We start from the raw sequence: 7418 nt of genomic DNA, 5'->3' as shown, positions 1-7418 counted from the left end.
GCGGCCCCACGCCGCCCACCGGCCGGCCCGGCACGCCGCCCGGACCGCGGGGGGCGGCGACGCCACCCGGCGTGGCCCGTCCCGGTGCCGCACCGGCCGGGCCCCGGGGGGCCGCGACACCGCCCGGCGTCGCCCGCCCCGGTGGCAGGCCCGACGCGCGCGGTGGCGCTCCGGTGCCCGGCGCCGGCCGGCCACCCGGCGGCGAGGGCTTCCCGGAGCCGACCTCGGGTGGACCGCACCCGACGTCGGGTGGACCGCACCCGACGTCGGGTGGACCGCGCCCGACCTCGGGTGGACCGCGCCCGCCCGCCGGAGTGGCCCGGCCCGCCGGACCGCGGCCCGGCCCCGACGACCGCATGCCCGGGCGGGCCCTCCCGCCGCAACGGGACCCGGGCCGGCCGGAGCCCTCCGGAGTGTCGCCGGTGCCGCCCCCGACCGGGCCGGCCGACGCCGCGGTGGCCCGCGCGGCTGTCGCGCCTCCGGCCGCGCCGCCGCCGGACGCCCCACCGCTGCGCCGACCCATGCAGCCGACCGGCGACGACGCCACCGCCACGGGCGGGTTGAGCGGCGCCAGGTCGGAGCTGCGCCGGCAGATGCGCGAGCGCCGGCGGTTGCGGATGGGCGTCCTCGCCCTGGTGAGCGTCCTGCTGCTCGGTGCCGTCCCGCTCTTCTTCGGGATGCGGACGCTGAGTCGGGACCCGGTGTTCGACACCCTCGACCAGTTGGACGTGCCGAGTTGGGCGGCGACCGAGACCGTCGACGACGTCAGCGGCAGCCGCTGGTGCCTGCTGGACTGCCGGCTGCGTGAGCGAACCGTCGAGTCCGAGCGCTCCCCGGAGGAGACCGCCCAGGTGTACGAGGCGGCGCTGGCCGAGGACGGCTGGCAACGGTGGCAGGTGGCTCGATGCCCGGAGCAGGAGGAGAAGGGCAGCTACACCTGCTGGCGGCGGGACGAACTGACGCTGGATTTGTGGGTGCGTCCGCCGACCTGCGTGCCACCGCCGGTGGACGGCGAACCGGCGGTCGTGCCGTCGCCCGATCCGTCGACCGCTGCGCAGGAGTGCACCGGTTCGTTGGTGTCGGTGAAGGTCCGCAACGCCATCGACGACGACCGTACGCGGCCGCAGCCGAGCACCGACCCGTCACTGACCGGAGAGGACCCCTTCCCGACGTTGTCGGAGGATCCGCTCGGCGAATTGACACCCTCACCGTCCTGAGCCGGTTTCCGTCACGGACGGTAGGGTCTGGGGCTGGCAGGCCCGCCTGTCCCCGTTCGATCCGGCACGGGGGCGCGGCGTGGTCGTGGGTACGACGGTCGCGCGTTCCGGGACGTCCGGCGCCCGCGGATTCGGCATGAGGAGGACTGGCGTGGACTTTGGAGAGGTCGCGGCCCTGATCGCGGCGATCGCGTTCGCGATGCTTGTGTTGATCCTGACACTGCCCATCCTGCGGCTGCGGCACACGGTGGACGCCACCACCCGGATGATCAACGACCTCAACGACCGCACCGCACCGCTGCTCGGCGACGTCAACACCACGGTGAAGAACGTCAACACCGCGTTGGAGCAGGTGCAGACCTCGCTGGACGGGGTGAACCTCCAGCTCGCCAAGGTCGACAACATGACGAGCCACGCGCAGAACGTCACCGCCAACATCGCCAACCTCGCCACCGTCGTCTCCGCCGCCGCCGCGAATCCCCTGGTGAAGGTCGCCGCCTTCGGTTACGGCGTCCGTCGGGCCGCCACCGCCCGCCGGCACGCCGAGACCGAGCGCGAGGTCCGCGACACCATCAAGCAGCAGCGGCGGGCCGCCCGGCGCGGTAACCGCTGACCCGGGCGGCGAACAGGAGGATGAGAGCATGAGGCGGTTGTTCTGGCTCGGCATCGGGCTGGCCGTCGGCGTGCTGGTGGTCCGTAAGGCCACCAGGACGGCGCAGGCGTACACGCCGGCCGGGATCGCGAGCGGTCTGTCGGAATCCGCTGGCAGCCTGGTCGAGTCGGTGCGTAGCTTCGTGGAGGACGTCCGGATCGGGATGGCGGAGCGCGAGCAGGAGATCCACGAGGCCTTCGCCCGCGGCGAGGCGTTCGACGACCAGTTCGCCGACCTGCGGGAAGACCCGCGCATCGGCGATCGAGAGATTTTCCCGGAGGAACACGAGCGATGAAGACGGCGGAGATCAAGCGGCGGTACCTCGCGCATTTCGAGGCGAACGGCCACGCCGTGGTGCCGTCCGCTCCGCTGCCCGCCATCAGCGACCCGAACCTGCTGTTCGTCAACGCCGGCATGGTGCAGTTCGTCCCCTACTTCCTGGGTCAGCAGACCCCGCCGTACCGGCGGGCCGTCAGCGTGCAGAAGTGCATCCGTACGCCGGACATCGACGAGGTCGGCAAGACCAGCCGGCACGGCACGTTCTTCCAGATGAACGGCAATTTCTCCTTCGGGGACTACTTCAAGGACGGGGCCATCCCGCTCGCGTGGGAGCTGGCCACGAAGTCGGTCGGGGCCGGTGGTTTCGGGCTGGACCCGCAGCGGATCTGGCCGACGGTCTACCTCGATGACGACGAGGCGTTCGAGATCTGGCGTTCGGTCGGCGTGCCGGCGGAGCGGATCGTCCGCCGCGGCAAGGCCGACAACTTCTGGTCGATGGGCATCCCCGGCCCGTGCGGCCCGTGCTCGGAGCTGTTCTACGACCGCGGCCCGGAGTACGGCCGTGAGGGCGGCCCGGCGGTCGACGAGGACCGGTACCTGGAGTTCTGGAACCTCGTCTTCATGCAGTTCGAGCGGGGGCCGGGCACCGGCAAGGAGGACTACCCGATCCTCGGTGAGCTGCCGGCGAAGAACATCGACACCGGCATGGGCCTGGAGCGGATGGCGTCGATCCTGCAGGGTGTGGACAACCTGTACGAGATCGACGAGGTGCGGCCGATCCTGGACCGGGCCGCGGAGCTGACCGGCAAGCGGTACGGCGCGCACTCCGGCCACGTGGCCGCCGAGTCGCACCCGGACGACGTGCGGCTGCGCGTCGTCGCCGACCACGTCCGCACCGCGCTGATGCTGATCGGGGACGGCGTGACCCCGGGCAACGAGGGGCGCGGCTACGTGCTGCGGCGCATCATGCGTCGGGCGGTCCGCGCGATCCGGCTGCTCGGCTGGCAGGAGCGGGCGCTGCCCGAGCTGCTGCCGGTGGCCCGTGACTGCATGGCGCCGTCGTACCCGGAGCTGGCCACGGACTTCGACCGGATCGCCGACTACGCGTACGCGGAGGAGGACGCGTTCCTCGCCACGCTTCGTGCCGGCACGACGATCCTGGACACCGCCATCGCCGAGACCCGTACCGAGGGCCGGAAGTCGATCTCCGGGGAGAAGGCGTTCCAGCTGCACGACACGTACGGCTTCCCGATCGACCTCACGCTGGAGATCGCGGGCGAGCACGGCCTGCAGGTCGACGCCGAGGGCTTCCGCCGGCTGATGGCCGACCAGCGGGCCCGGGCGAAGGCCGACGCGCAGGCCCGCAAGACCGGGCACACCGACCTGTCGGCGTACCGGGGGGTGCTCGACCAGGGCGGCCCGGTGACCTTCACCGGCTACCACGAGGTCGCCCGGGAGGCGACGGTCCGGGCGGTGCTCGGCGCCGACGGGCCGCGCCTCGCGGCGGTCGAGGGTGACACGGTCGAGCTGGTGCTCGACGCCACCCCGTTCTACGCGGAGGGCGGCGGCCAGCAGCCCGACCTCGGCATGATCACGGTGGGTGGCGGCCAGGTCGAGGTGCTCGACGTGCAGCAGCCGGTGCCGGGGCTGATCGTGCACCGCGCGCGGGTGGTCCGGGGCGAGGTGCGGGCCGGCGAGACCGGCTTCGCCGAGATCGACACGAGCCGGCGCCGGGCGATCTCCCGGTCGCACACCGCGACCCACCTGGTGCACCAGACCATGCGCAACTTCCTCGGCGAGTCCGCCACCCAGGCCGGCTCGCTGAACGCGCCGGGGCGGCTCCGGTTCGACTTCAACACTCCGACCGGGGTGGCGCCGAGCGTGCTGCGCGACGTCGAGCAGCAGGTCAACGAGGTGCTTCTCGCGGACCTGGAGGTGCATGCCTTCATCACGTCACTGGAGGAGGCCCGGCGCATCGGGGCGATGGCGCTGTTCGGTGAGAAGTACGGCGAGCAGGTGCGGGTCGTCGAGGTCGGCGAGTACGCCCGGGAGCTGTGCGGTGGCACGCACGTCGCCCGCTCCGGCCAGCTCGGCCTGGTGAAGATCCTGTCCGAGTCGTCCATCGGGTCCGGTGTCCGCCGGGTCGAGGCGCTTGTCGGCATGGACGCGTTCAACTTCCTGGCCCGCGAGCACCTGCTTGTCGCCCGGCTCGCCGAGCTGTACCGGGTGCCGTCCGACCAGGTCGCCGACCGGGTCGAGCAGACCGTCACCCAGCTGCGGGACGCGGAGAAGGAGCTGGAGAAGCTGCGCGCCCAGTTGGTGCTCGGCGGCGCGGCCGCGCTCGCGGCGCAGGCGAAGGACGTGCGCGGCGTCGCGTACGTCGGCACCGAGGCCCCGGAGGGCGCGGCCGGCAACGACGTGCGGACGCTCGCCCAGGAGATCCGCGGCAAGATCGACCCGTCGCGGCCGGCGGTGGTGGCGGTGGCCGCCCGGGCCAACGGGAAGGCGTCGCTCGTGGTGGCCGTCAACCCCGCCGCCCGCAGCCGGGGCCTGTCGGCGGCCGACCTGGTCAAGGTGGCCTTCTCCGGGCGGGGCGGGGGCAGCCCCGACCTGGCCCAGGGCGGCGGCCTGCCGGCGGCGGAGGCTCCCGGCCTGCTGCTCACCGTCGAGAAGGCGGTCGCCGAGGCGTGACGTGTCGACGTACGCGACCAGGGCGGACCGACCGGTCCGCCCTGGTCTGTTTCCCAGGGGGAGTGACCGTCGGTGACTGAGTGGTCCCGAGGGGTGCGGCTCGGTGTGGATGTCGGGCAGGTCCGGGTCGGGGTCGCCCGGTCCGATCCGCACGGCGTGCTGGCCACCCCGTTGGTCACCCTCGCCCGTGACTCGACGGCGGCGCCGGAGGCGGTGCCGAGTGACATCGCCGAGGTGGCGGCGCTGGTGCTGGAGCACGAGGCGGTGGAGGTGGTGGTCGGCCTTCCGGTTAATCTCGCCGGAAAGCAGGGACCGGCCGCCGTCCACGTGAAGGCGTACGCTGACCGTCTGGCCGATGTAATAGCGCCCGTGCCGGTGACGCTCACCGACGAGAGGATGTCCACGGTCGTGGCTAGTCGTAGGCTTGCCGAGCGTGGCGTCCGAGGGCGGCGGCAACGCGCGGTGGTCGATCAGGCCGCCGCCGTGGAGATTCTGCAGAGCTGGCTTGATGCGCAGCGGAGGCGGACAGGATGATCGACGATCTGGACCTCGGGTTCGACGAGCAGGAGCGGGGGGAGAAGGGCCGGCATCGGCGTGGCTACGTCCGCAAGCGCAAGAGCGGCTCGGGCGGCGGGCGCGGGAAGACCGTGCTGGCCCTGCTGCTCGCTCTCGTCCTGCTCGGCGGCATCGGTGGCGGCGCCTTCTACGGCTTCGACCGGATCCAGGGCTACCTCGTCACGCCCGACTACGACGGCACCGGCACCGGTGAGGTCACCGTCGAGATCAAGCAGGGTGCCCTGATCGCCGACATGGCGGTGGCGCTCCGCGACGCGGGGGTCGTCAAGAGCAGCAAGGCGTTCATCGAGGCGGCCGAGGACAACTCCCGCAGCAAGAACATCCAGCCGGGCCTGTACAAGCTGCGTAAGCAGATGAGCGGCGAGAGCGCCGTCGCCGCGATGCTGGACCTGAAGAACCGGATCGTCAACGGGGTGACCATCCCCGAGGGGCGCTCCGCGAAGAGCATCTACAAGCTGCTCTCCGAAAAGACCGACATCCCGGTCAAGGAGTTCGAGGCGGCCGCGAAGGACCCGATCGCGCTCGGCGTACCGGACTGGTGGTTCAACCGGGGCGACGGCAAGAAGTCGACCAAGTCGATCGAGGGCTTCCTCTTCCCGGACACCTACGAGATCCCGCCGAACCCGACCGCCGAGTCGGTGCTCAAGATGATGGTGGACAACTTCGTCACCGTCACCGGTGAGCTGCAGTTCGCCGACCGGGTGCAGAAGGAACGCAAGATCAGCCCGTACGAGGCGCTGATCGTCGCGTCGCTGGCGCAGGCCGAGGCGGGCATCGCGGAGGACCTCGGCAAGATTTCCCGGGTCGCGTACAACCGGGTCTACAGCGGCACCTTCCCCTGCAACTGCCTGCAGTTCGACGTCTCGGTCAACTACTACTGGGAGCTGACCGGAAAGAAGACGAAGGCCTCGAAGGACATGACGCGGGCCGAGCTGTACGACGAGAAGAACCCGTACAGCACGCACGCCCACCCGGGCCTCCCGCCGACCCCGATCAACAATCCGGGCAAGCAGGCGTTGGAGGGCGCGATGGACCCGCCGGAGGGCAAGTGGGTCTTCTTCGTCGCGATCGACAAGGAGGGGCGCTCGGCCTTCGCGGAGACCGACGCCGACCACAACCGCAACATCCAGAAGGCCAAGGAGAACGGCGTCCTCTGATGGCGCTCGTGCGGCGCGCTGCGGTGGTCGGCAAACCGATCGCCCACTCGCTCTCCCCGGTGATCCACAACGCGGGCTACGCGGCGGCGGGGCTGACCGGCTGGTCGTACACCCGCTTCGAGTGCGCGGAGTCGGAGCTGCCCGGCCTGGTCGCCGGTCTCGGCCCGGAGTGGGCCGGCCTGTCGGTGACGATGCCGGGCAAGGAGGCGGCCCTCGCGGTGGCCGAGGCGGCCTCGCCGGTCGCGGCCGCCGTCGGCGCCGCCAACACGCTGGTACGCCGTGCCGACGGCACCTGGTACGCGGACAACACCGACGTCACCGGCATGGTGGACGTGCTGACCGCCGTCGGCGTGGGCCCGCAGGCGGCGGTGACGGTGCTCGGTGCCGGCGGCACCGCACGTGCGGCCGTGGCGGCCGCGGCCCGGCTGCGCGCCCGAGCGGTGACGGTGGTGGCCCGCCGGGCCGAGGCGGTCGAGGAGCTGCGACCCGTCGCCGCCGCGGTGGGTGTGCCCCTGACCGGCGCGCAGTGGGATGCCGCGGCCGGGCACTGCACCGCCGACGTGGTGGTGTCGACCGTGCCGAAGGGTGTCGCCGACCCGCTCGCCGCGACGGTGGCCTGGCAAGCGTCCACCGTGCTCTTCGACGCCCTCTACGACCCGTGGCCGACCCCGCTGGCGTCCGCCGCGGGGGCCGCGGGCTGCCGGATCGTCTCCGGTCTCGACCTCCTGCTGGCTCAGGCGGTCGGCCAGTTCGAGCAGTTCACCGGGGTACCGGCGCCGCGCACGGCGATGGCGGCGGCGCTCGCGGCGGCGCGATCCGCGTGACCACCCGGCTGTCCTCTGTGGT

The 7418-nt window shown here is 72.3% G+C and carries 7 protein-coding genes; all 7 read left to right on the top strand.

Annotation, left to right across the window (positions count from 1 at the left end):
* The first annotated feature begins 521 nt into the window (after positions 1 to 521).
* Positions 522 to 1217, top strand: a complete 696-nt coding sequence (locus ABTW87_RS20720; RefSeq protein ID WP_350652482.1) for a hypothetical protein — start codon at positions 522 to 524, stop codon at positions 1215 to 1217.
* 151 nt (positions 1218 to 1368) lie between these two features.
* Positions 1369 to 1830 (top strand): DUF948 domain-containing protein, encoded by a 462-nt coding sequence (locus tag ABTW87_RS20715; RefSeq protein ID WP_350652467.1) that lies wholly within the window; start codon positions 1369 to 1371, stop codon positions 1828 to 1830.
* A 28-nt stretch (positions 1831 to 1858) separates the two neighbouring features.
* A complete protein-coding gene (locus tag ABTW87_RS20710; RefSeq protein ID WP_350652465.1) occupies positions 1859 to 2164 on the top strand; it encodes a hypothetical protein in 306 nt (101 codons plus the stop codon).
* Positions 2161 to 4839: an alanine--tRNA ligase gene (gene alaS, locus ABTW87_RS20705; RefSeq protein ID WP_350652464.1), complete on the top strand. Its 2679-nt coding sequence runs from the start codon at positions 2161 to 2163 to the stop codon at positions 4837 to 4839. The genes ABTW87_RS20710 and alaS overlap by 4 nt, the downstream gene beginning before the upstream one ends.
* Before the next feature lie 72 nt (positions 4840 to 4911).
* Positions 4912 to 5373 carry a Holliday junction resolvase RuvX gene (ruvX, locus tag ABTW87_RS20700; RefSeq protein ID WP_350652463.1) on the top strand — a complete coding sequence of 154 codons (462 nt, stop codon included), beginning with the start codon at positions 4912 to 4914 and terminating at the stop codon, positions 5371 to 5373.
* Positions 5370 to 6572: an endolytic transglycosylase MltG gene (mltG, locus tag ABTW87_RS20695; protein WP_350652462.1), complete on the top strand. Its 1203-nt coding sequence runs from the start codon at positions 5370 to 5372 to the stop codon at positions 6570 to 6572. The genes ruvX and mltG overlap by 4 nt, the downstream gene beginning before the upstream one ends.
* A complete protein-coding gene (locus ABTW87_RS20690) occupies positions 6572 to 7396 on the top strand; it encodes a shikimate dehydrogenase (RefSeq protein WP_350652461.1) in 825 nt (274 codons plus the stop codon). The genes mltG and ABTW87_RS20690 overlap by 1 nt, the downstream gene beginning before the upstream one ends.
* Positions 7397 to 7418 lie beyond the last annotated feature (22 nt).

It is taken from the genome of Micromonospora sp. NPDC126480 (assembly GCF_040302465.1).
Lineage (GTDB): Bacteria > Actinomycetota > Actinomycetes > Mycobacteriales > Micromonosporaceae > Micromonospora.
The sequence above is the reverse complement of the archived record's forward strand: the minus strand, read 5'-3'. Positions and strand labels throughout refer to the sequence as shown.

Bases quoted from the DNA above. Each gene is read 5' to 3' on its own strand.
- ABTW87_RS20710 (WP_350652465.1), top strand. From the start codon at position 1,859: ATGAGGCGGTTGTTCTGGCTCGGCATCGGGCTGGCCGTCGGCGTGCTG.
- ABTW87_RS20690 (WP_350652461.1), top strand. From the start codon at position 6,572: ATGGCGCTCGTGCGGCGCGCTGCGGTGGTCGGCAAACCGATCGCCCAC.
- ABTW87_RS20720 (WP_350652482.1), top strand. From the start codon at position 522: ATGCAGCCGACCGGCGACGACGCCACCGCCACGGGCGGGTTGAGCGGC.
- mltG (WP_350652462.1), top strand. From the start codon at position 5,370: ATGATCGACGATCTGGACCTCGGGTTCGACGAGCAGGAGCGGGGGGAG.
- alaS (WP_350652464.1), top strand. From the start codon at position 2,161: ATGAAGACGGCGGAGATCAAGCGGCGGTACCTCGCGCATTTCGAGGCG.